Source organism: Formosa sp. Hel1_31_208 (genome assembly GCF_900104785.1).
In the GTDB taxonomy this organism is placed as follows: domain Bacteria; phylum Bacteroidota; class Bacteroidia; order Flavobacteriales; family Flavobacteriaceae; genus Psychroserpens.
Genome location: NZ_LT629733.1, coordinates 1,227,473 through 1,249,621, shown reverse-complemented (window position 1 = coordinate 1,249,621; position 22,149 = coordinate 1,227,473). Strand labels below are relative to the sequence as shown.

The window sequence follows — 22,149 nt, the reverse complement described above, 5'->3', positions numbered from 1 at the left end:
AAAATAAGTCAAATAAAAAACGCTCACTAAAAATTAGTGAGCGTTTTTTTTTATGATTTAAGTCTTCTCTTAGTAAGACCACATATCCTGTTCAAAGTTTCTAATCTTATCTTTAATACGATCAGACTCTAAGAGTTGCATCAAGGCATTATCAGCAACATACTCTTTAACTTCTCTATCTCCATATACATTTTCTTCTTTGTACATATAGCCGTTAAAACGTCTCGAGTTTAACAAATGGTCAAATGTAATTGGTTTTGCACTATTACTATTATTGAAGGCTTTCCCTTCGTGCAAGACTTCTCTTACTTCAGGAAAAAATACCCAAAATAGAGCATTTGGCACCTTATCTGCTTCATTTTCAGAATCTAAAAAGTTAACATCTGGTGCTGCAGGTGCAATACCTAAAATTCTATACTTTAATTCACCATGACGCTTATCAAAGTACCATAGTCCTTTGATTAAGTAAGCGCTAATATGAAAAGCTTCGATATTAGTTGTTGTGATATATTCAGGATCTACATAGCCATCTGCATTTAATTGGTCATAACCAATATCTAGCGTATCAACTTTTGTAGTAATATCCTTAAGCTCTTTTAAAGTTCTTTTTTCGTGAAAATAAGAATCATTATAAACATTCTCAATTCTTCCATCTTTAACCGCCTTAATCAAGGTGTGATATAAAGAGCGTCTTTCCTTTCCGATGTTATTAGTATCTACTGGAAAGTATAATGGAAAGTTGGCACGTTCATCTAAAACCACTTTTTCCCAAGTCATTTTAGAAAACAGTATGTCTCTATCATCAACATAACCATATTCTAAGGGTTTGTCATTATCTAATGCTAACTGTGCTTCAGTCTTAACACCAACCTCTTGAGGCGTCTTGGCATTTAAAATGTTTGCCTGAGAAAACATACTAGATGTTAAACCTACAGTGGCAATGATTGATAATAAAAATTTATAATTCATCTTTTTTATTTTTAATTTGGGTTACACATCAACAATGTGATTAATCTTTTAACTCTAAAATCAATGCTGACGCTGGCTTAATCACTGGGCCTTGAGTAGTTGTTTTAGACTTAATATCAAAAATCTGTACTTGCGATCCTCGCTTTGCACTTCTCAATGCAGATTTAGCTGCAGCACTCAATTTATTTCCAGCGCATGTTACCGATGGTTTTCCTTCGACTTTGATCTTAAAACCAGTTACGGTTAGAGGCAAATCAAAATCAAAATCTTCTAAAACCGCTTCAACACGACCTATCTCAACATTTTGTCTAGGTAATTTTCCGGTTCCAATTTGTCCAGCCATTCGTCCAGCTGGTTTTGGAATATCTTTAATTCTAAATACCGCTTTATCACTTACTTTTGAACCGTCATCTAATGTAGCAGTAACATTAATTGTTACTTCTCTACCTGAAGTAGGCTTCATTACATATTTGCCCATTCCAGAAACTGGTTTTAAACCTGCTGCATTAGCTGCAACCTTATTATCTGGAACACCAGCAAAAGATATAGTCATTGGGTTATCAACACCACGATAGACTACATTCATCTTATCTGCAGAAATTGTAGCAGAGTTTGGACGTGGCACTACCACATAGTTTCCTTTAATTGGGATTTCTAATGGCTTACCATCTTCTAAGAACGTAAAACTACCATCAATTGCATGCTCTCCAACGCTACCAACGTTAAAATCTAAACGTGCAGCTCCGGTCGAATCAATAGCATTTTCTAAATCTATCGCAGATCCTCCAACACTTAAACCTGTTGGGGTTACATTGGCGTATTTACCTAACACTACTTTACCTTGAAATTTCTCGCCGGCAAAAAAGGCTGATTTATCCGCTATTACAATAGCTGTGTAGTTTTTAAGAGACACTGCTTCATCTAATGTATTTCCTAAGAACACATTGAACATATTAGCTTCTGTCACTTTTACATCATTTTGCATTGCAGTTAGCTTTGTAAATGAAGCAATTGCAGGGAAACCTTTAAAATGATAATCCAACCAATCAATAGGCTTTCCATCTTTATTTTTCACCTGATTTGTATTGAATCTTTTTTCAAAGTTTTCAATGGCTTTGAAATACTTGACATCATCACCAATAATTCCTTTTACTTTAGATTTATAGCTAGTAATCTTAGCCATAACTTCCTGTCCTTTTTTGGTCAATTTATCACCTGTAAACCATGACTCATCTAAAATATCAGTCTTGTCCATAGCTTCAAATGGTAATTTTCCAGTCTTTGGATCTATTTTGTAATCTCCTTTTTTAAGAAGATCAACCTTTAAAGTTTCTATATACTTATAAAATTCATCAGAAGCAGCACTTATTTGTTTGGCTTTATTAGCAGCCGTTGCGAATTCCGCTGGCTTTTCTTCTGCCTTTGTTTCTAAGTTAGCTAGTAACTTTTCATTCATATCAGTGGTTACCACGTTCGCGTCTGAGAACTTAGCTTCCATTAAACCGAAAGCAGATAATACTTCTTTCGACATGTTCATAGCCATCATTGCGATGAAGACTAAGTACATTAAGTTAATCATTTTCTGCCTTGCAGACAATTTTCCTCCTGCCATGTTAATTAGTTTTTAGTAGTTAATTAATATTAATTATAGTTCAAAAAACTAATTAGTTTTTATTCATTGCAGATAACATTCCTCCATATACACCATTTAATGATGATAAGTTAGATGCTAAGGATTGCATTTGTTCTTTTAATTTAGTTGCATTTTCAACTGCTTCTTCATTAATTGCCGCTTGGCGGTTAGCGCTTTCCATTTGCACTTTATAAAGACTGTTCAATGATTCCATTTGAGCAGCAGCTAAAGACATTTCTTCGCTATATTTCTTTTGAGCATTCATACCATCAACAGTTGGGCTAATTCCTTTAGCAGCATCTTCAAAGTTTTTGATACCCATTCCAAGGCTTGCCATTAATTCACCATCAATTTTAGCTTCTTTTAATAAATTATCTAATTTTTTAGACAATAATCCTTCGGCATCTTTAGGTTCTTCTTTTTTTGCTTTTTTAGATCCCATTCCACCCGATAATTCTGGATATACTAACGACCAGTCTAAGTCTGACTGCTGTCTTTCAAATGCTGAATATGTAAATACTAAGGCCTCTACAATCATACCGATAGTTAGGATTAATGACCCATAAGGCCAGTGCTGAATTTTAAATAAAGCTCCAACAATTACGATTGCTGCTCCTAGTCCGTAGACCATATTTGTGATTGTGATGTTTCCGTTCTGTGCCATAATTTTGTTTTTTAGTTTTAAGTGGATTTGTACTTAAGTAGATTAATATTTATTTCGTTGAGTTAATTATTTAGTTTAGTTAGTAGCTGCGTTTTTAGTGACCTCTGTACCCATATAATCTTGTACAGTTCTAAAACCGATATAACTTCTAGCAGAATCTGCATATTCATAATCTCTAGAACTCACTTGTAAGAAGTAAGCAACATCTTTCCAAGAGCCACCTCGAACTACTTTACGGGTGTTTTCGGGGTTATTCACACTAGGATTAAACGACGCCATGTATTCATAGGAACCAGCATCGTAAGATCCTTGTACCCATTCTGAAACATTACCGGCCATATTGTATAAGTTAAAATCATTTGGCTCGTAAGCATCAGCTTCAACTGTATATAATGCCTGATCGGCTGCATAATCTCCACGCAATGGTTTAAAGTTTGCCATAAAGCAACCTCTATCATTTTTCGCATATGGCCCACCCCAAGGGAAGGTTGCTCCTTGAAGACCTCCTCTTGCCGCATATTCCCATTCTGCCTCAGATGGTAATCTGTAAGAGTTCACATAGTGATTTCCTTTAGATTTCCTGTATGAATTATGATACAGAGTTCTCCATTGACAAAAAGCTTTTGCTTGTTTCCAAGACACTCCAACAACTGGATAATCGCCATAAGCATCATGCCAGAAATAATCATTGTGCATTGGTTCATTATAAGAGTAAGAGAAATCTCTAATCCAAGCCGTTGTGTCTGGATAGATTTCTACTTCTTCCGTAATTATGACATCTTTACGGCTTAAGTTTCTGTTTTTAGCCGCTTTTTGAATGTCCATGTATGTATATTGGAATTTAAATTTCTTTACATCCCATGTACGTTGTCCATTATAAGATTCCTCAATTGGTAAATACATGGTATCCATGACCTCTGCATAGTATTCATCTGGGTAATCTGCTGTGTCAAAAATTAAATCAACATCTTTGTTTAATTTTCGTCCTTCATAACCTGTAGGTCCGAGACCGCTATAATTATCGTACATATACTTTTCATACACTGACATGTTAGCTGGATCAGCATCACTAAAGGCAAATTCACCAATACCTCCATTACCTGGAGTTTCACCAATGTCATCAGCTAGAATTGCTAGTTGCATTCTAAGCGTAGAATCTCTTACCCATTCTACAAATTGACGATACTCACTATTGGTGATTTCAGTTTCGTCCATGTAAAATGCTCTTACAGTTACGGTTCTAGTTGGAGCGTCTTGCACTCCAGCTAAATCGTCATCCGATTTACCCATAATGAATGCTCCACCAGGAACAAGTGTCATACCGTAGGGCTTTTCGGGATGCCATTTCTTTCCTTTAACTCCTACAAGTTGTCCTCTGTCCCCAGAGTTACAACTGACCATAAGAGCTAAAACGGCCGTTAACAAAATAAACTTCTTAATATTCATAGAAACTCGAGGTTAAATTATTTTAGTTGTAATTATGTCTTAATTGTTATCTTAATTTTTTCAAGGCAGTAAACATATTTATATATTTTGTAAAAACCAACTTTTTTTCAATCTTTTTTACACTTAATCCCAAAAAGTTAACATTTCATCGATTAAAAAACTGTTAAAAAACACTCACAAAACACACTAAAACCCGTTCTTTTTATAGGCTTTATACCATCTTTCAGGTATTTTACCATGGCTTGCCTCCTGATAATCTTCAAGCGTGCATGGTAATAACGTATGCTTTTTTAATTTATTATTAACATTTGGCAAAAAAGGAATTTCTATCCACCATCGTCCCGATTTCACACTTTTATAGAAGATAAGTTCATCGTCTTCTATTAATACATTGTACTTTTGATGGTTAGATTCATTGCTAAAATCATCATCATTAACTCTACAATTGACACCTTCAATAAAGTACCATATTATTTGAGCTATTAGCATAGGCGTTGCATCCAATTCTTTGGTCATTTTATATTCATAAATACCAAATGACGATACCTTATTACTGATACCTGCATATCTTGAAATAGCACATATCTCTTTTCCATTAAATCCGTTTGGAGAGTATTTTTGCTTAGCACCTACTTCTGCCGCTCTAACAGATTTTAAATCCATAGTTACTATATGAGCATCCCGCATCACTGGTTCAACCAAATTGATATTATGCGTCACCTCTCCTAATCGATAGGCCTCAAAATAGAGTTTCTCCATCAAATCAATTTCTTCTTGAGAATTAAAATAAGTTTGATACCCTATGGCCGAATAATTAAAAAGATTGTATGGCTTGTCTAATATGATTTTTCCAAGGAAACTATTATTCTTCATCTCAACCGATGCATCCCCTAAATCAAAATTACTATCAACGTTCACAATATTAACCATAGGTGCCATGGTATCATATGCACGATAATTAGCATAGGTCAGATCTTGACTTCCTCCAATAATAATAGGTATGATTTTTTTTTCTAAGAGAATAGATATAATAGTGCGCAAGGCATAATAGGTGTCTTCTATTGATGAGCCTTCAGGAATATCACCTAAATCGGCTATATTCATATACCAGTTACCTGGGAATAATGAATAAAGAGATGTCCTAATGATATCGAAGTTTAATACCTCTCCCATATAATTGACATCATTCCGATTCTCCTTTACACCTATAATAACAAGCTGAACATCTTCCAGATCTGGAATTCCTTGTTGTTCGGAGTGAATTTTTATTTTTTTGCCCAGTGCTTGCTGCGATAATAGTTCGTTATGAGCTAAGACTGCATCTGAAACAGGAGACAAAAAATTAAAATTCATTGCTTTTACTTTTTAGTAGTGGTTTTCTTTTTGGTAGTTTTCTTTTTAGTAGCAACCTTTTTCTTTGGTGCTTTCTTTTCTATATATGCTTGCGCCTCTTCAAGGGTCATTTTAGAAACATCAACAGTTTTAGGTAGTTCAACTTTCACCTTACCCTTTAGTATATTATGTCGTCCCCATCTTGCTTTCTCGACACGTATCCCTTCGTCTTCCCAATTGTGAATGACTTTATCTATTTCTTTCTGTATCTTTTCTTCAATCAATGTAACAATATCACTATCCGATAAATTATCCCAATCGTATTTTTTGTTAACATTGATAAACATATTATTCCATTTAATAAATGGTCCAAAACGTCCTTTACCCTTCTGAACAGGTAAATCTTGATACGTGTATATAGGAGCGTCAGCTTTTTGCTTTTCTTTAATCAGCTCTATAGCTAATTCCATTTCAACATCCATTGGATTTGTTCCAGCTGGAAGCGACACAAATTTCTTTCCAAATTTCACATAAGGCCCAAAACGACCATTATTGACTTCTAGAGTTTCTCCTTCGTATGTCCCTAGTTGTTTTGGTAATTTAAAGAGCTCCATGGCCTCTTCGTAAGTAATTGTGGTCAATTGCTGATCTGGAGACAAACTTGCAAACTGCGGTTTTTCTTCATCATCAACAGTTCCAATTTGCACCATCGGTCCAAATTTACCCAGACGCACACTCACCTGCTTTCCAGTTTTCGGATCTTTACCTAATATACGCTCACCAGATTCGCGATCAGCATTTTCAGCAACATCTTCTACTGTAGGATGAAAACTCTTGTAGAAATCTCTCATCATTTTCGTCCAATCCTCTTTACCTTCTGCAATTTGATCAAAATCTGCCTCTACTTTCGCGGTAAAGTTATAATCTAAAATACTACCGAAATGTGTTACTAAGAAATCGGTAACGATCATTCCAATATCTGTTGGTACCAACTTCCCTTTATCACTATTGACTTTTTCAGTTAATTGATTATCACTTATCTGTCCATTTTGTAGGCGCAACTGAGAATAGTTACGTTCAACACCTTCATTACTACCTTTTGCTACATAATTTCTATTTTGAATTGTAGAAATAGTTGGCGCATAAGTAGATGGTCGACCAATACCAAGCTCTTCCAATTGCTTTACCAATGAAGCTTCTGTGTACCGATATGGTGCACGTGAAAAACGTTCGGTTGCGGAAATATAGCTATTTAATAGGGTTTCATTAATTCGCATTGCGGGCAACATACCTTCTTGCTCTATATCTTCATCATCTGTTCCTTCAAGGTAAACTTTTAAAAATCCTTCAAATGTAATCACCTCTCCATTTGCCGTAAATGTCTCTTTATGTGTCGATGCTTGTATTTTAACATTGGTTCGTTCTAATTCGGCATCACTCATTTGGGAGGCTATAGCACGTTTCCAAATTAAATCATACAATCGTGCTTGATCTCTTTCAATATCGACTGAGTGCCTTTTAAAATCTGTCGGTCTAATGGCCTCGTGAGCCTCTTGAGCCCCTTTAGATTTTCCTTTATAGGTTCTTGGTTTACTGAACTTCGAGCCATAAGCATCTTCAATTTCTGCCTGAGCACCTTTTCTAGCTTCATCGGAAAGATTGACACTATCGGTTCTCATATACGTAATTAAACCCGCTTCATACAAACGTTGTGCATTGCTCATGGTTCTGCTCACTGAGAAGCCCAATTTCCTAGATGCTTCTTGCTGTAATGTAGAGGTAGTAAATGGTGCTGCTGGTGATTTCTTAGCTGGTTTTTTCTCTAAATCTGCAACTTTAAAAGTTGCAGAAGCATTAAGCTCTAAAAACTTTAAAGCTTGTGCTTTCGTCGAAAAATTCTTCGGAAGTTTTGCCTTAAATGTTTGTCCGTCCTCATTAGAAAATTCAGCATCTATTCTATATGATGCTACCGGAGAAAAATTAGTAATTTCTCTTTCTCTTTCCACAATAAGTCTCACAGAAACCGATTGCACACGCCCTGCCGACAATCCGCCTTTAACTTTTCTCCATAATACAGGAGACAACTCATAACCTACTATACGATCTAGAACGCGTCTTGCCTGCTGAGCATCAACGAGATCATAATCGATTCCTCGAGGGTTTTCAATTGCTTTTTTGATTGCTGATTTTGTAATCTCATGAAAAACGATTCGTTTGGTTTTTGCCTTATCTAATTCTAAAGTTTCGGCTAAATGCCAAGCAATGGCTTCTCCTTCTCGATCCTCATCACTTGCTAACCAAACCATTTCAGCTTTTTTGGCGAGTGCTTTAAGTTTCTTTACAACGTCTTTTTTATCTTTTGAAACTTGATATTTGGGTTTAAAATCTCCATCAACATCTACTCCTAATTCCTTCGATGGTAAGTCTGCAATATGACCAAAACTCGATTCTACTTTGAAATCTTTCCCAAGAAATTTCTCAATGGTTTTGGCTTTTGCAGGCGACTCTACAATGACTAAATTCTTCGGCATATATGATTTTTTAAGGCTACAAATGTAGTTGAAAAAAAAGTTATCTTCCTAATTTAAGTCAATTTCGATTGTATTTAGTCTTAAAAACAAGGTCCTTTATCTGACAAATAACCATAAAAAAACCTGAATAAGATTCAGGTGATAAAAATTTTAAGTGTACTTAGTAAACATATAAAAGTGGTTCTGGAAAACCGTCTATGTTTAATACTATTTCATTACTGTCATTGATTTGTAATTGTGTTAGATCAAATGAGCGCTCTTGGCTAAATACTGCTAGACAAGATTCATCATTAGAAAATATAAACTTTAAAAAACGTTGTTCAGGCGAAGACTCTGCTATACTTCCTGAATCAACCAAAACCATACTCCATGTATTTCCATCACAACCACTTGCCGAAACATTAATGAATAAACAATTATCATTAACTTCGGCACTTACTAGGGAGAAGTCATCAGATTCGGCCGTGTCATATAAGTTATTATCAATCACGACTATTTGATTGCAAGGGGATGACACTTCATCGTCTTCATCACATTGCGTATTTGTAAACAACAAGACGAAGCAAAGACATAGTGTCAAAATTTTAGGGATTTTCATAAAGCATTTTTTATAAGATGCATAAAACTCCAAAAGGTTGCGTTATACGTCTTGCTCTTCTCCTAAAAATCTCATTTCATTATCATCAAAACCAATAACTTCCTTATAAATAAAGTACTGCGGTATATATGCAAAGCACGCGGTAAAAAATATTCCTATACCACACATCAACATACCAACTAATTGTGCAAGGATGGCCGCAACGATAACTAAACCAAAAGTAATAAGCCATTTTTTATTGCCTAATTCGAAACTCGCTTTAATCAAATCAGAAGTTGATATATCGGGATTAAAGGCATAGATAACAATCAATAAGTTTAGTGGAACAATCACATAGATGAGTGGAAAAAAACACAAAAGCGCTGCAATCAAACTTATTCCAAAATACGCTAGTGATAAATTAATAGTCTTTCCAAGATAAGGCTTCCGAAGAAAATAAAAGTAATCATCAGGCCCTTCATCATTACTATCTTTTTTACGCATAATGCGATATAGTGCTGCTTTCAATCCAAAGGTCACTACCATACTTGCAAAAATAAATAAGAGATAGGCTACAATAAGAAATAGCATAGCAATAGGAGCTAGAGTTTCAAAATTACCATTGGTCACTGTATCAGCTATTCCTATTAGGATTAACGGCATATAAACGATAAAAACAAATGGTATGGCAAAAGCAATAGTAAGCAACAACATGATGAGGCCTTGAAGCCAAACTTTCTTAAAAAGCTCTATGCTGTTGTTAAAAATCTGCCCAAAATCAAGCATTGGAGCATGTAATATTTTTTGTTGAATATCGGTAAAAGTCATTGCTAGGAAAGTTTAAATTAATTTTTAAAATACATTAAAATTTAAGCATATCCAAATCAACATCCATTATGACACTTTGTCATAATACTTAAAATTATACTATCTTTGCATGCTTATTGAATACAGATTACTTTGTAAAATACATGGAGAAAACAATAGACGAAAAGAAGCAAGGTCAAAATCTAATTTTAGATCATAAAGAGGGAAATACTCGAAAACTTTTTATAGAAAGTTACGGCTGCGCTATGAATTTTAGTGACAGTGAAATTGTAGCCTCAATTTTATCTAAGCAAGGGTTCAATACCACACAACATCTTGAAGAAGCTGATTTAGTTTTGGTCAACACCTGCTCCATACGCGACAAAGCCGAACAAACGGTAAGAAAGCGTTTAGAAAAATATAACGCTGTAAAACGTATTAATCCTAAAATGAAAGTTGGCGTGTTAGGCTGTATGGCTGAACGTTTGAAAACCAAATTTTTAGAAGAAGAGAAAATTGTAGATTTAGTTGTAGGTCCAGATGCTTATAAAGATTTACCTAATCTCCTTGCGGAAGTCGATGACGGTCGTGATGCCATTAATGTAATTCTGTCTAAAGAAGAAACCTATGGAGATATTGCACCTGTCAGATTAAACACAAATGGTGTGACGGCATTTGTATCCATCACAAGAGGTTGTGACAACATGTGCACCTTTTGCGTAGTACCTTTTACTAGAGGTCGCGAACGCAGCCGTGATCCGCAAAGTATTATTAAAGAAATCAATGATCTTTGGAGTAAAGGCTATAAGGAAATTACACTGTTAGGTCAAAATGTAGACAGTTATTTATGGTATGGAGGCGGACTTAAAAAAGACTTTGTAAAAGCCAGTGATATGCAAAAAGTAACCGCTGTAAATTTTGCCCAGTTGCTTGCATTATGTGCCAAAGCACAACCAAAAATGCGCATTCGTTTTTCAACCTCAAACCCGCAAGATTTAACGCTTGATGTCATTGAGATGATGGCGACGTACGATAATATATGTAAGCATATTCATTTACCAGTTCAAAGCGGCAGCAACCGCATACTCAAAGAAATGAATCGCCTACATACGCGTGAAGAATATTTTAAACTTATTGATCATATAAGACGCATACTTCCAGAATGCTCTATCAGTCAGGATCTTATTTCAGGTTTCCCAACAGAAACAGAACAAGACCATGAAGACACCTTAAGTTTAATGGATTATGTAAAATATCACTTTGGTTACATGTTTACGTATTCAGAACGGCCAGGCACTATGGCAGAGCGAAAAATGGAAGATGATGTTCCCGAACCAGTAAAAAAACGGCGATTGGCTGAAATTGTTCAACGACAGCGTGAACACAGTGAAATTAGAACCAAAGAATACCTCAATACAACGGTAGAGGTTTTAATTGAACGCGAATCAAAAAAATCTAACCAAGAATGGTCTGGACGCACCTCACAAAATACGGTTGCGGTATTTCCTAAGGAACATTTTAAGATTGGTGATCTCGTGTATGTAAACGTAATAAATTGTACCAGTGCTACCTTAATTGGTAAGGCCATTGGGTATTCAAAGAATAATTAAAATTAAAAAATTCCTATTCAATTAGGTCCTTAGATATGGAATCAATACAAGCCATAAAACAACGTTTCGGAATCATAGGCAACGACCCAAAACTCAATCGCGCTATTGAAAAAGCGATACAGGTTGCTCCTACAGATATTTCAGTATTAGTTACAGGAGAAAGTGGTGTTGGTAAAGAAAGTATTCCAAAGATCATTCATCAGTTATCACATCGCAAACATGGGAAATACATTGCAGTAAACTGTGGCGCGATTCCAGAAGGCACTATTGACAGTGAGTTGTTTGGTCACGAAAAAGGCGCTTTTACAGGGGCTTCTCAAACACGTAATGGGTATTTTGAAGTAGCCGATGGAGGCACTATATTTTTAGATGAAGTTGGCGAACTTCCATTGACCACCCAAGTAAGACTGCTTCGTGTACTCGAGAATGGTGAATTCATCAAAGTGGGTTCTAGTAAGGTTCAAAAAACTAATGTAAGAATTGTAGCAGCGACTAACGTCGACATGTTTGAAGCTATTAAAAAGGAAAAATTTCGTGAAGATTTGTACTATCGTTTGAGTACTATAGATATTCACCTTCCTCCACTCCGCGAACGCAGAGAAGATATTCATTTGTTATTCCGAAAATTTGCTAGTGACTTTGCATTGAAATATAAAATGCCAACCATCAAACTAACTGATGATGCTATTCCGCATTTACAAAAACATAGATGGAATGGTAATATCCGCCAGTTGCGCAATGTGGCTGAACAAATTTCGGTATTAGAGCAAAACCGCACGATTAGTGCTTCAGTATTACAAAGTTATTTGCCTAGCGGAAATTCTAATCTTCCAGCGGTAGTCAACACCTCCAAATCGGAAAGCGATTTCAGTAATGAACGTGAGATTTTATACAAGGTGTTGTTTGACATGAAAGGGGATTTAAATGACCTCAAGAAACTTACAATGGAATTGATGAAAAGCGGCAACATTTCCGAAGTAGAAAAGGACAATGAAGGCTTAATTCAAAAAATATACGGTGAAGAACAAAAGAAATCTAGCCAAGAAACCTATGAAGATCTAGAGATACTAGCTATTCCTGAACAAACCGAAGATAACTTTGATGTTGATGATAAAAATCAAGATAAATATCATTTTGCAGAGGAAATCGAAGAGGAAGAAACCTTATCTTTACATGACAAGGAGTTAGAATTGATAAAAAAATCGCTTGAACGCCACCAAGGAAAACGTAAATTAGCAGCTGCAGAACTAGGAATTAGTGAACGCACCTTGTACCGTAAAATTAAGCAATACGATCTTTAAGAAAAGTTTATGAAACCAACCATACTAAAGAATTATCTTTCTTGTTCTATTTTAACTGTGGTTGATTACTTTTGACAATACATAAAATAAAAAACTACAAATGAAAGCTGTAGAAATATTCAGATTGCGACTATCGTTTTCTCCCAATAGCTCAGAGGCTATTAGAAAAGAAGCCGAAGATTTAATCAACGATAAACATTACAAAGGTTATCGATTAATCACAACGTCTTTTACGATAGAAGGCACCTATATCTATGCTTTTATTACTATGAAACGCCCTAATACTTATTAAAGAATGAAAACTATTAAATACGTCATCATATTTTTCATCTCATTAATAACACTTAATTGCGGTGTAACTTACTCTTTTACTGGGGTTGGAGATCTAAAAGCTGAAACGTTTCAAGTGAATTACTTTCAAAATACAGCTAAATTAATTGAACCTGGTTTTGATAGAGACTTTACTTTAGCCCTTCAAGATTTAATTGTCAACCAGACCAATTTAAACTTAACAAATACAAATGGCGATTTGGTTTATGAAGGAGAAATTACAGAATATCGCATTTCTCCAATGACGGCTCAAGCCAATAATAGAGCAGCGCAAAACAGATTAACCGTAAGCGTGAATGTAAGATTTTATGACAATGACAAACCCGATGAAGAATTCGAGCAACGTTTCTCGTTTTTTTATGATTATCCGGGAGGAGAATTATTGCAAGGCGCCCAAAAAGAAACTGCTCATGCCGAAATATTTGAACGTTTAACACAGGATATTTTTAATGCCACATTAGCTAAATGGTAAATGAATACTAAGGATTTTACATATATACTTCAGAACCCCCAGCACATTACAGATGAGCAAACTAATGCGTTGCAAGATCTAACCATCCATTATCCTTACTTTCAATCTGCACGAGCCTTATATCTTAAAGGATTAAAGAATAAAGGCAGTTTTAAGTACAATCAAGAATTAAAAACCACTGCAGCTTATACGACCGATCGCAGTATCCTATTTGATTATATCACTTCGGAAGCCTTTAATCAGAATGAGATTTCTGAAGTTATTAAGCAAAATTCAGAGCATTTAAAAGATCTCACAGTAAATGAGGCTGATGATATTTCGGTGAATAAAAGTGTGACCATAGACGATGCTTTAAAAGAACACATTAAAAATACCGAAGGCGTTTTAGATCCAAATCTATTTGAACAAAAAGTAAAATCAGTAGAGGTCGCAAATTTTTTATCACTTCCTGATCAGACACCAGAACAAGTCATTTTAGATATTGACGCCAAACATATCGAGGAAACCCCTGAGGAAAAACTTCAAATTGGCAAACCTTTAGATTTCGATAAAGAAGAAACTCATTCTTTTGCAGAATGGCTAAAAATCACCAGTTTTAAGCCAATAGATAGAAATGAACAACAGACCATTTCTGAAGAACCGCAGGAACTCCCGGCAGAATCTAAATTAGCTTCTGTAAGTGAAAAATTTAAACTTATTGATAAATTCTTAGAGACGAACCCTAAAATTATTCCTTCAAAAGATACACCAAAGATCAATATCGAAACTGCAAACAAAGTGAGCCATGATGGTCTTATGACTGAGACTTTAGCTCGGATTTATCTCGAACAACACAACTACGAAAAGGCAATTCAATCTTATAAAATATTAAGTTTGAAATATCCAGAAAAAAGTGGTTTCTTTGCAGACCAAATTAAAGCAGTAAAAGAATTACAAGAAAATAATACACAGAACTAATGAATACGTTTACTATATTTTTAATCTTAATCGTACTAGTATCATTTTTACTAGTAGTAGTTGTTATGGTTCAAAACCCAAAAGGCGGTGGATTGTCATCCTCGTTTGGTGGTGGAGGCACTCAACAATTAGGTGGTGTTAAAAAGACGACCGACTTTTTAGACAAGAGTACTTGGGCTTTAGCAACTTTATTGTTAGCATTAATATTGGCTTCTAATTTCGCAATCCCTGGAGCAGGTGGTGCAGTAGAATCTAAAGTAATTGATGGTGATGCCACGTCGACAACGACACCCGCAGTACCTTCAACCGATACATCAGCTGATGATATCGCAACGCCAGCCGATTCTTTGAATTAGTAAACGAAGACCATATTTCTTTACAGAATGCCAGCTCATTAGCTGGCATTTTTTGTTACTGCGTGTTTCAATACTAAATAGAGCTTGACTTTTTGTCAGTTATTTTCTATTGGCACATTTTTAGCATAACGCTATAGCGTTAACATAACTTATAAATAAAAAATACACATAACAATGAGCTTAAACATTAAACCATTAGCAGACAGAGTTCTCATAGAACCTGTAGAAGCTGAAACTAAAACTGCGTCAGGAATTATTATTCCAGACAACGCCAAAGAAAAACCACAAAAAGGAAAGGTTGTCGCTGTTGGTAAAGGCACAAAAGATGAGCCTATGACCGTTAAATCTGGTGACACTGTGCTTTACGGTAAGTATGCAGGAACAGAGTTAAAGTTGGAAGGTAAAGATTACCTCATCATGCGTGAAAGTGACATATTAGCAATTGTATAAACGAACTTGTCATTCCACTCTTGATGTGGAATCCAAATAAAATCAGTTAAAACAAATAGATTCCTGCTTTGACAGGATTGACAAAAAATTAATAAAATGGCAAAAGATATAAAATTTGATATTGAAGCACGTGACGGATTAAAGCGTGGTGTAGATGCATTGGCAAATGCAGTAAAAGTAACTTTAGGACCTAAAGGGCGTAACGTAATTATTAGCAGAAGTTTTGGAGCACCACAAGTTACCAAAGATGGTGTTACTGTTGCAAAAGAAATTGAACTAAATGACCCTCTTGAAAATATGGGTGCTCAAATGGTAAAAGAAGTGGCTTCAAAAACTAACGACTTAGCTGGTGATGGAACAACTACTGCTACAGTTTTAGCGCAAGCCATCGTAAAAGAAGGCTTAAAAAACGTTGCTGCTGGTGCAAACCCAATGGATTTAAAACGTGGTATTGACAAAGCTGTTAAAGCTATTACTGAGAACCTTGAAAAGCAGTCAAAAAAAGTTGGGAGCTCGTCAGAAATGATTAAGCAGGTTGCTGCAATTTCAGCAAATAATGATGATACTATTGGTGAGTTAATTGCCAAAGCTTTTGATAAAGTAGGAAAAGAAGGTGTCATTACTGTTGAAGAAGCAAAAGGAATGGAGACATACGTTGATGTGGTTGAAGGTATGCAGTTTGACAGAGGTTATTTGTCACCTTACTTCGTTACCGATTCTGATAAAATGATCGCCGATTTAGAAAACCCATATATCTTATTATTTGATAAAAAGATTTCTAACTTACAAGAGATCCTTCCAATATTAGAGCCAGTGGCACAATCTGGAAGACCTTTAGTAATTGTAGCTGAAGATGTCGAAGGTCAAGCCTTAGCAACTTTAGTAGTTAACAAATTACGTGGTGGATTAAAAATAGCCGCTGTAAAAGCTCCAGGATTTGGTGACAGAAGAAAAGCAATGTTAGAGGATATCGCTATCCTAACTGGTGGAACTGTAATTTCTGAAGAACGGGGGTTCTCTCTTGAAAATGCAGACTTATCTATGCTAGGAACTGCCGAATCTATAATGATCGACAAAGACAACACAACTATTGTAAATGGTGCAGGAAAATCGAGTGATATCAAAGCAAGAGTTAATCAAATCAAAGCTCAAATTGATACAACAACAAGCGATTACGATAAAGAAAAACTTCAAGAGCGCTTAGCAAAACTTGCTGGTGGTGTTGCTGTATTATATGTTGGAGCTGCTTCTGAAGTTGAAATGAAAGAGAAAAAAGATCGTGTTGATGATGCCTTACACGCAACAAGAGCAGCTGTTGAAGAAGGTATTGTTGCAGGTGGAGGAGTTGCTTTAGTAAGAGCAATATCTGTACTTGAAAAAATCACTACTGATAATTTAGATGAAACCACTGGAATTCAAATCGTAGCAAGAGCTATTGAAGCGCCTTTAAGAACTATTGTTGAAAATGCTGGCGGTGAAGGATCTGTAGTTATCAATAAAGTTCTTGAAGGTAAAAAAGACTTCGGGTTTGATGCTAAATCTGAAACTTATGTAGACATGCTTAAGGCTGGAATTATAGATCCTAAGAAAGTAACGCGTATCGCTTTAGAAAATGCGGCATCAGTTGCGGGAATGATCTTAACGACAGAATGCGCATTAGTAGATATTAAAGAAGACGCACCAGCTGGCGGAATGCCTCCAATGGGTGGCGGCATGCCAGGTATGATGTAATGGCATAACCTTTAAAACAAAAAACTTTGACAAGAGCATATAAAAAAAGCCTGAATTAACCTTCAGGCTTTTTTATTTTTTAATTACCATCTTCATGGTCTTTTTTAACGTCCTCATCTCGATATTTACAACAAGGATGGACCGAGTTATACGCTTCATCTGTAGCTTTTAATTCTTTCGTATCATGACCTACTGCTACAATATTTTTACTGATTGTTTTTAAATTAGTCTTGCGCTCATCAAAAATCAGTTTGAGTTCATGGGTTTCAACATTCCATATAGCTGATTTTACGCCTTTGGTTCTAATGGCAGCCTTTTCAATGCGTTCTTTACACATCATACACACACCATCTACTTCCATAGACATCTTGGCATTTTTGTTTTGTGCAAAGGTTATTGTTGTGACCAAAACGACGAATACAGTTATTAATTTTTTCATTTTACTTTTATTTAATTTTAAATCGCAATCCTGCGTAATACATACTTCCAAAAATTGGGCCATACACAAATGTTGTATCAAAATTTGAACCAAATGGATCATTCGCGCCTAAAATAGGATCGCTTTGCCTAACATTTGTGATATTTTCACCACCTAAATATACTTCAAATTTAGGAGAAAAAACTTTAGTAACCTGAGCATTTAACGTTCCTACTGTTGGAGATTCTTCTCCTAATCTAAATTCTATTGGGTTAGATGTTGTTGACGCAAACCGCTGCTCACTCAACCAATTATAGGTTAAATCAAATTTCCACTGCGAGGTTTTCGATTCGGAAAGTTCCGTTTCATAAGATGCATTAGCAAAGAAACGATGCTTTGGAATTAGCGGTTTCGTTAGTCTTCCTGACAAGTAATCCGTTTGCACGTCATAATACTTATACGCGGTTCTAAAGTCGAAATTTTCAAAGACATTATAATTGAACTCCATTTGAAAACTATTTGCAAAACTTTGCCCTTCTAGATTATAGAAATTGACTTGTTGCGGATTCTCCCAATCGACAACCACCTGGTTTTCAAAATCTGTTCTATAAAAATCTAAAGTAATATCTGCTTTTCTTCCAAAAAGATTAAATCCTTGCAGGAAAGAAACCCCATAATTCCATGCAATTTCAGGATCTAAACCATAAATATTTCCGTCGGTATTCAAAATACCAATCGCCCGAGATGTCGCAAATATGCTTTGATTCTCTGCAAAAATATTAGCACTTCGCTTTCCCCTGCCAATAGATCCTCTTAGAGCCGATTTCTCCCAAGGTGTATAACGCACATGAAGTCGCGGTGTTATAAATTCACCAAGCAAATTATGCGTATCAAATCGCAGACCTGCTGTTAACGTTAATTTATCTAAATTATCATATGCATACTCAAAAAACGCACCCGCAGAACGCTCACTGCGTTCAAAATCTGTATTAAGTGCAATCTCATCATAATGATCATACGTAAAACCTAAACCAGTTTTAATCTTATGCCTGGAATCACTTATTATAGTATTATAGATAACATTAGAATACACACTGTTATGATTAATATCATATTGATTTAATCCAAAATACGAGCTTTGATTATGAGAGCTAAACGCAAATTGAACCCCTAAACTTTGCCATGGAATTTCGGGATTAACATATCCAAATTTGGTTGATAGCTCAAAACGCTCCGTTTCAATCTCACTTCCCCAGGCATTGGTCGTTAATTTATCTGTATCTGGATCGAAATCAATCTGTCCTGCTTGGTTTTGATCGTTTAAATAGCGTACGTTTATAAAACTCACCAAACCTTTTTCTAGATTGGTATATTGCCATCGGTTCATGACATTGACTTGTTTTTTAAGAGGCACATCTAAAAACGAATCCCCATTTTTATCAAATTTTTGATCTCTTATGTTTCCATGAACATATAAACCAGTACTCCACTTATCATTAACTTTAGTATTGACATGGGTATTCAGCTCAAGTCTGCCGTTTGCCGAAGCATAAAGATTGACAAACAAAGCGTCATCTGTTGTCGGTTTTTGTAATTCTGCATTTATTTGTCCTGCAATACTCTCAAAACCATTGACAACACTTCCTGCACCTTTCGTTATTTGAATACTTTGAACCCATGTTCCTGGAATAAAACTTAAACCGTAAGCTTGAGAAGCCCCTCGAATTGATGGAATATTTTCGGTGGTAATGAGAATATATCGACTCGTCAGACCTAACATTTTAATTTGTCGCGTTCCTGTGACAGCATCAGAGAAATTAACATCGATGGACGGGTTGGTCTCAAAGCTTTCTGACAAATTACAGCAGGCTGCTTTGAGCAATTCATCACTGCTTACCGTAATCATATTTTGAGCTTTTAAATAGGACTTAGCGGTTGCCTGTTTTCGAGACGTTAGGGTAATTTCATCTAAATCCCCTGTTGGACTAAGGTAGTGTCTCACATATTTCGGTGAGGTCACGGTAATAGTATCGGTTTTATAACCAACATAACTAATCACAAGCTTGGTGTAACTTGATTGATAAGTCAAATTAAATTTTCCATCAATATCGGTTACCGCTCCAACCGAAGTATTTAACCAGTATACATTCGCTCCAGCTAATGGAATGGTCTCATTTGTTGCGTTTGCTTCCAAAATAATTCCTTCAATTTTTCCTTGAGAAAAGGAAAGCAATGGCAACACTATTATCACTATAAAATAAATATACTGTTTCATCTTAATTATTAGTTTTTACAAGCATAATAATTGCCATAATTATCATAATACTATTTTCAATAAAGGTTGCTTTTGTCATCGGTAGTTTTAAAACCGTACCCAGACATGCACATTGTATTGTTTGCTTCCCTAAAAGTGCTTTGACTACACCCAGTGTTGTCATACCTAAAACAATAAGTGTCACTATTAAGGCTATTGGTATTTGATAGCGCATCAAGAACATTAACCCTAGAATCAATTCTATAAACGGATAGATCCAAGCATAGGCAGGAACTATTTTAGCCAATGGATCATACATACTAAAACTTTTTGGGAACCCTTTTAAATCTAAGAATTTAAAAAAGCTAAATACAATGTAAAATAACCCCATAAAGTCAAGCATAAATCCTGAAAAGTTTGAAGGATTATAATTGAGTAAAATAGAAGCTCCTGTGATAAATAAAAAAATTAAAAACAGTGGAAAGAGCTGTTTTAAATCACTGCTAACCTTTTTCAAATCTGAAGGGGAAGATGTGAAAACAGTCTTCTCTTTTTGTTCAGTAATTGTATATTTTTCCGGTAAAGCCTGTTGAAACCTCTCAATTGAGATATGCTTTGACGTTGTTATGCTCGCTTCGCTTTTCTCAAGATTAACTGATGCCTCAATAACATCGTCCATCGCATTGAGCTGGTTTTCAATCGAAGCCTTACAGCCACTGCAGGTCATACCTGCAACTATATATTTATGTGTCATTATGTTTTGTTTTGATATAATAATTCACCCCAAACAAAGTTGGCATGCTCTAATCTTAAGCGATTAATTATATCAAATTATGAAGACTTGATTGCGTACTTGAATATCTGCAAACAAGTTAGGGGGCGAATAATCTTTATGAGGAATAATTAGTTTTGGAAATACCTCAAACAGATTTTGATAGGAATAAACAAAGGAGATTAAAACAAGCTGCTCATTCGTATCGAGCGTATCAAAAGTGTTTTGCTTTAAATCATCTTGACCTTTGACAATTTCAACTTTATCTTTGCAACACCCTTTTTTCATTGGCGTTTCAAAAGCTTCAGAAGAGCATTTTTTTACGTCGCCAAACACCGCTACATCAATTAAAACATCACCACAATAGTGCTTCTCCACGGCAAAGGACACCGTCGATAACAACACTAATATTGCCATGAGCATTGAAGAGCATTTATGTAAAACTTGTTTAAACATGTGTCAAAGTTATAAAAAACGAATCAATCAACAGAAATATTATCGTTTGATTAACACATTACTGTCTTAGTTTATAGTAATAAAAGGCTGGCACTAACAACAATAATAGTAAAGGTTGAATTAAAAATCTCCTGAAATTAAAGAATAAATAATAATCTTCTTGCCTTGGATGAATCACGAAATATAGAAAGAACCCTAACAAAATAATAAAGGCCACCACATAAACCAATACAGAAAATTTTATAATGGATTTATCTCTAAAAAAGATGAAAATAATCCCTAATGAAATGACGGTATTTAAGACGTAACGTAAGCTCGTATAGAGTGTCAATTTAAGAATTTCACGACGTGGAAAATCCATATGCAAGTAATCATTCTGAAAAAACAACAAATAAGGATCATAGAACAATTCATTTTCAAAAACCCGAATTAGAACAAGAAATCCGAATAATACCAACAGGACGAGATATATAATAGGATTACGCATGATACTTCTTTAGTTTCGAAAACCGATTTACCCAAAACATCCACAATAGAAATACCATACCGTAAATAATTAATGGAAAAATGACCGTATGAAGAATATCACGTCGCCAAGGATAATTATACAATCCAATAGACAATACCGCTATTCGAAAAAGATTAATAGCATAAATTAATATGCTTCCTGCCAACGCATACAGAAAGGTATATTTAAAGGTCCCGGCAAAAGCAATTATAAAAGAGACAAACAAAATAATAACACTCACAGAATTACAACCTTCTACTACTCTCGCTACATATTTTTCATTGATAATTAGCTTCATAGATGGTTCATCAGGATGCGGAAGAACCTGAACTCGATAATCTAAACTGTTTAAAAGCAACTTGCTTTGTTTCGCAACTAAATTGGTGACATAGTCTGGGTAGTACTTAGATTCTTCTGAATAATCTAAATAATACTTGTAGGCCAAGGTGAGTGCAAAATACACCGAAAGAAAGGTCAGGATGAACTTTATAACAGACTTGTATTTTATAAGAAGTGCTTTCATTGATGAGTTAAAATTATATAAAATGAATCTAGAAATGGCACTTTTTAAATAC

At 35.2% G+C, this 22,149-nt stretch carries 22 protein-coding genes; 8 read left to right on the top strand and 14 right to left on the bottom strand.

Annotation, left to right across the window (positions count from 1 at the left end; all coding sequences use genetic code 11):
• Positions 1 to 69: 69 nt before the first annotated feature.
• The 8 genes from gldN to BLT57_RS05445 all read right to left on the bottom strand — a co-directional run bounded on the left by gldN (position 70) and on the right by BLT57_RS05445 (position 9,980).
• A complete protein-coding gene (gene gldN, locus BLT57_RS05480) occupies positions 70 to 969 on the bottom strand; it encodes a gliding motility protein GldN (protein ID WP_091423370.1) in 900 nt (299 codons plus the stop codon).
• Positions 970 to 1,009: 40 nt separating this feature from the next.
• A complete protein-coding gene (gldM, locus tag BLT57_RS05475) occupies positions 1,010 to 2,581 on the bottom strand; it encodes a gliding motility protein GldM (RefSeq protein WP_091423367.1) in 1,572 nt (523 codons plus the stop codon).
• A 52-nt stretch (positions 2,582 to 2,633) separates the two neighbouring features.
• Complete coding sequence (gene gldL / locus BLT57_RS05470; RefSeq protein WP_091423364.1) at positions 2,634 to 3,266, bottom strand: gliding motility protein GldL; 633 nt, start codon at positions 3,264 to 3,266, stop codon at positions 2,634 to 2,636.
• A gap of 75 nt (positions 3,267 to 3,341) precedes the next feature.
• Positions 3,342 to 4,712: a gliding motility lipoprotein GldK gene (gene gldK / locus BLT57_RS05465; protein ID WP_091423359.1), complete on the bottom strand. Its 1,371-nt coding sequence runs from the start codon at positions 4,710 to 4,712 to the stop codon at positions 3,342 to 3,344.
• Positions 4,713 to 4,898: 186 nt separating this feature from the next.
• Complete coding sequence (locus tag BLT57_RS05460; protein WP_091423356.1) at positions 4,899 to 6,065, bottom strand: formimidoylglutamase; 1,167 nt, start codon at positions 6,063 to 6,065, stop codon at positions 4,899 to 4,901.
• 5 nt (positions 6,066 to 6,070) lie between these two features.
• The gene (gene topA, locus BLT57_RS05455) at positions 6,071 to 8,575 is read right to left on the bottom strand and encodes a type I DNA topoisomerase (protein ID WP_091423355.1); all 2,505 of its coding nucleotides are present in this window, start codon (positions 8,573 to 8,575) and stop codon (positions 6,071 to 6,073) included.
• 160 nt (positions 8,576 to 8,735) lie between these two features.
• Positions 8,736 to 9,173 (bottom strand): hypothetical protein, encoded by a 438-nt coding sequence (locus BLT57_RS05450; protein ID WP_157717124.1) that lies wholly within the window; start codon positions 9,171 to 9,173, stop codon positions 8,736 to 8,738.
• A gap of 42 nt (positions 9,174 to 9,215) precedes the next feature.
• On the bottom strand, positions 9,216 to 9,980 hold the full coding sequence (locus tag BLT57_RS05445; protein ID WP_091423350.1) for a hypothetical protein: 765 nt from the start codon (positions 9,978 to 9,980) through the stop codon (positions 9,216 to 9,218).
• A gap of 143 nt (positions 9,981 to 10,123) precedes the next feature.
• On the opposite strand from BLT57_RS05445, the gene miaB reads away from it, so the two are divergent.
• From miaB to groL, 8 genes are all read left to right on the top strand, one after another.
• Entirely contained in the window at positions 10,124 to 11,569 is a 1,446-nt protein-coding gene (gene miaB, locus BLT57_RS05440) for a tRNA (N6-isopentenyl adenosine(37)-C2)-methylthiotransferase MiaB (RefSeq protein WP_091423347.1), read from the top strand.
• A 35-nt stretch (positions 11,570 to 11,604) separates the two neighbouring features.
• Positions 11,605 to 12,870, top strand: a complete 1,266-nt coding sequence (locus tag BLT57_RS05435) for a sigma-54-dependent Fis family transcriptional regulator (protein ID WP_091423345.1) — start codon at positions 11,605 to 11,607, stop codon at positions 12,868 to 12,870.
• Between the two features lie 100 nt (positions 12,871 to 12,970).
• On the top strand, positions 12,971 to 13,162 hold the full coding sequence (locus BLT57_RS05430; protein ID WP_091423343.1) for a hypothetical protein: 192 nt from the start codon (positions 12,971 to 12,973) through the stop codon (positions 13,160 to 13,162).
• Positions 13,163 to 13,165: 3 nt separating this feature from the next.
• Entirely contained in the window at positions 13,166 to 13,672 is a 507-nt protein-coding gene (locus BLT57_RS05425; RefSeq protein WP_091423341.1) for an LptE family protein, read from the top strand.
• Positions 13,673 to 14,629: a hypothetical protein gene (locus BLT57_RS05420; protein ID WP_091423339.1), complete on the top strand. Its 957-nt coding sequence runs from the start codon at positions 13,673 to 13,675 to the stop codon at positions 14,627 to 14,629.
• Positions 14,629 to 14,985, top strand: coding sequence for a preprotein translocase subunit SecG (secG, locus tag BLT57_RS05415; protein WP_091423336.1), 357 nt, complete (start codon positions 14,629 to 14,631; stop codon positions 14,983 to 14,985). Before BLT57_RS05420 ends, secG begins: the two co-directional genes overlap by 1 nt.
• Positions 14,986 to 15,159: 174 nt before the next feature.
• Positions 15,160 to 15,435, top strand: coding sequence for a co-chaperone GroES (gene groES / locus BLT57_RS05410; RefSeq protein ID WP_091423334.1), 276 nt, complete (start codon positions 15,160 to 15,162; stop codon positions 15,433 to 15,435).
• Positions 15,436 to 15,531: 96 nt separating this feature from the next.
• Complete coding sequence (gene groL / locus BLT57_RS05405) at positions 15,532 to 17,166, top strand: chaperonin GroEL (RefSeq protein WP_091423332.1); 1,635 nt, start codon at positions 15,532 to 15,534, stop codon at positions 17,164 to 17,166.
• A gap of 79 nt (positions 17,167 to 17,245) precedes the next feature.
• On the opposite strand, the gene BLT57_RS05400 is transcribed toward groL, so the two are convergent.
• From BLT57_RS05400 to xrtF, 6 genes are all read right to left on the bottom strand, one after another.
• A complete protein-coding gene (locus tag BLT57_RS05400) occupies positions 17,246 to 17,605 on the bottom strand; it encodes a heavy-metal-associated domain-containing protein (RefSeq protein ID WP_091426680.1) in 360 nt (119 codons plus the stop codon).
• Between the two features lie 7 nt (positions 17,606 to 17,612).
• Entirely contained in the window at positions 17,613 to 19,859 is a 2,247-nt protein-coding gene (locus BLT57_RS05395) for a TonB-dependent receptor (protein ID WP_091423327.1), read from the bottom strand.
• Position 19,860: 1 nt separating this feature from the next.
• Positions 19,861 to 20,592, bottom strand: a complete 732-nt coding sequence (locus tag BLT57_RS05390; RefSeq protein WP_091423324.1) for a heavy-metal-associated domain-containing protein — start codon at positions 20,590 to 20,592, stop codon at positions 19,861 to 19,863.
• A gap of 72 nt (positions 20,593 to 20,664) precedes the next feature.
• Positions 20,665 to 21,066, bottom strand: a complete 402-nt coding sequence (locus BLT57_RS05385; protein WP_231928771.1) for a hypothetical protein — start codon at positions 21,064 to 21,066, stop codon at positions 20,665 to 20,667.
• 58 nt (positions 21,067 to 21,124) lie between these two features.
• On the bottom strand, positions 21,125 to 21,553 hold the full coding sequence (locus BLT57_RS05380) for an exosortase F system-associated protein (RefSeq protein ID WP_091423322.1): 429 nt from the start codon (positions 21,551 to 21,553) through the stop codon (positions 21,125 to 21,127).
• Positions 21,546 to 22,097: an exosortase family protein XrtF gene (gene xrtF / locus BLT57_RS05375; protein ID WP_091423319.1), complete on the bottom strand. Its 552-nt coding sequence runs from the start codon at positions 22,095 to 22,097 to the stop codon at positions 21,546 to 21,548. The genes BLT57_RS05380 and xrtF overlap by 8 nt, the downstream gene beginning before the upstream one ends.
• Positions 22,098 to 22,149 lie beyond the last annotated feature (52 nt).